The following is a 2,362-nucleotide window of genomic DNA, read 5'->3' on the forward strand; positions in this document are numbered from 1 at the left end:
CATGAGGCAGCGCCTCCTGGCCGGGCAGCCGCCCTCGCCTTTGTGCAACAACTGCTCGGGCAAGCATGCCGGGATGCTGATGGCGGCCCGCCAGCTCGGCGCGCCGCTCGCGACCTATCTAGAGTGCCTCCATCCGGTGCAGCGCCGGATCGACCAGGTGCTGCGCGAGCTGACCGGGATCGATCCCCTGCCCACCCCCGGCATCGACGGCTGCGGCGTGCCCTCCTGGCCGATCCCGCTCGATGCCCTGGCCCGCGCCGCCGCCCGCCTTGCCTGCCCTGAGCGCCTGTTCCCGGCCCGGGCGGCGGCCCTGCGCCGGATCGCGGACGCGATGACCGCTCATCCCGATCTGGTCGCCGGCACCGGCCGGATCTGCACCGCGTTGATGCAGACGGCTCCCTGGATCGTCGCCAAGACCGGGGCCGAGGGCGTCTTCCTCGCCGGCAACCGCCGCACCGGTCAGGGCTTGGCCCTGAAGGCGGTGGACGGTGCCACGCGCGCCGCCGAGGCGATGCTGCTGGGCACGCTGCGCCGGCTTGGCTGGCTGCATGGCGCCGAGCCTACCGCCCTTTCGGCCTTCGGCGAGAAGCCGATCCGCAACGTGGCCGGGCTGGAGGTCGGCCGCATCCTGCTGGCCCCGGGCTTCGCGGAGGCTATCCCTTGAGGATCACCGGCGGCGGGCCGGTCATGATCGCCGGCGTGGACGAAGTCGGCCGCGGCCCCTTGTGCGGCCCGGTGGTCGCCTGCGCGGTGATCCTGCAGCGGCCGGTGGATGGCCTGGCCGACAGCAAGGCCCTGCGCGCGGCCGAGCGCCAGCGCCTCGCCGCCATCCTGCGCGAGCAGGCAATCGTGGCACTCGGTGCGGCCTCGGTGCGCGAGATCACCCAGCTGAACATCTTCCACGCCTCGATGCTGGCGATGCGCCGGGCGGTGGCGCGGCTGCCGGTCCGCCCGGCCCGGCTCCTGGTCGACGGCAACCGGGTGCCGGACGCGCTCGACCTGCCGGCCGAGGCGATCGTGAAGGGGGACGCGCTGGTCGACTGCATCGCCGCCGCCTCGATCGTCGCCAAGGTGGTGCGTGACCGGGCGATGGCGCGCCTAGCCCTGCGCTGGCCGGGCTACGGCTTCGAGCGCCATGCCGGCTACCCCACTGAGCTGCACCGCAAGGCCCTTCTGGAGCTGGGCCCCACGCCGCACCACCGCCCCAGCTTCAAAGGAGTGCTCGGGCCGGCGGCGCTGGACGCCGAGGACGAGGAAGCGGTGGCCGAAATGGACGAGCCCTCTGGCGTGATGGCCTGATTCCGTGGTCCAAGCGCGGCGGGCAGAGCAACGGGAAACGGGTCCGATGGATCAGGCAGCGGTCATGGCGGAATTCGAGGCGGCGGGTGCGTTGCTGCGCGGCCATTTCATCCTGACCTCCGGCCTGCGCAGCCCCGTCTACCTGCAGTGCGCCCGCGTGCTGATGGACCCGGCCCGTGCCGAGCGCCTGGCGAAAGCGTTGGCCGCGAAGCTGGCCGGAATCGAGGTCGACCTGGTGGTGGCGCCGGCCATGGGCGGCATCCTGGTCGGCCATGAGCTGGCAAGGGCGCTGGGCGTGCCCTCGATCTTCACCGAGCGCGTCGATGGCCGCTTCACCCTGCGCCGCGGCTTCGCGATCCCGCCGGGTGCCAGGGTCTTGGTCGCCGAGGATGTAGTCACCACCGGCATGTCCACGAAGGAATGCATGGAGGTGATCCGTGCCGAGGGCGGCCAGGTCGTGGCCGCTGCCTGCCTGGTCGACCGCTCGGGCGGCCGCGCCGATCTCGGCGTGCCGCATCTCGCCCTGATGGCGCTGGACCTGCCGACCTACCAGCCCGACCAGCTCCCGCCGGAGCTCCAGGCGATCCCGCCGGTCAAGCCGGGTTCGCGACCGGGTCAGCCCAAGGCCTGAGCGCTTGCTGTTCGCGCGCAGCCGCCGCCCGGGCTTCTGGGAGCGCACCCGCATGGCCGTGCTGCCGCGCACCGGCCTGCGCCGCGCCATGCGCTATCGATTGCAGCGGATCGGCCGGATGGGTGGCTCGCCGCACTACCTGGCCGGCGGCGTGGCCCTGGGCGTGGCGCTGGCACTCACTCCCTGGTTCGGCCTCCATTTCATGATCGCCGTGGTGCTGGCGCGGCTCCTCAGGGTCAGCGCGCCGTTGGCCCTGGCCTTCACGCTGTTGAACAATCCCTGGACCCTGCCGATCGTGATGATCGTCGACTACGAGCTGGGCCGGCTGATCCTGGGCGAAAGCGTGATGGGCCTGCCGCCGCTCGACGCGCTGACCTGGGACTATCTGCTGAACGAGGGCGAGGCGCTGCTGCTGCCGCTCATGGTCGGCAG

General features: G+C 72.4%; 4 protein-coding genes. All 4 read left to right on the top strand.

The genetic code is table 11. From position 1 onward, the window contains the following. Positions 1-664 (top strand): asparaginase (locus tag EQG76_RS22870; RefSeq protein WP_200841042.1); only part of this gene is annotated, 664 nt, incomplete at its 5' end. A 23-nt stretch (positions 665-687) separates the two neighbouring features. Beyond that, positions 688-1,299 carry a ribonuclease HII gene (locus tag EQG76_RS22875; protein ID WP_159716617.1) on the top strand — a complete coding sequence of 204 codons (612 nt, stop codon included), beginning with the start codon at positions 688-690 and terminating at the stop codon, positions 1,297-1,299. 46 nt (positions 1,300-1,345) lie between these two features. Further along, positions 1,346-1,930, top strand: coding sequence for an orotate phosphoribosyltransferase (pyrE, locus tag EQG76_RS22880; protein ID WP_159716615.1), 585 nt, complete (start codon positions 1,346-1,348; stop codon positions 1,928-1,930). A gap of 4 nt (positions 1,931-1,934) precedes the next feature. Beyond that, the coding region (locus EQG76_RS22885) for a DUF2062 domain-containing protein (RefSeq protein ID WP_159716616.1) at positions 1,935-2,362 on the top strand (428 nt) is incomplete at its 3' end.

This window comes from Geminicoccus flavidas, from assembly GCF_009806515.1.
Classification (GTDB): domain Bacteria; phylum Pseudomonadota; class Alphaproteobacteria; order Geminicoccales; family Geminicoccaceae; genus Geminicoccus; species Geminicoccus flavidus.

Coding starts and splice junctions, on each gene's coding strand:
- EQG76_RS22875 (WP_159716617.1), top strand. CDS start 688: ATGATCGCCGGCGTGGACGAAGTCGGCCGCGGCCCCTTGTGCGGCCCG.
- pyrE (WP_159716615.1), top strand. CDS start 1,346: ATGGATCAGGCAGCGGTCATGGCGGAATTCGAGGCGGCGGGTGCGTTG.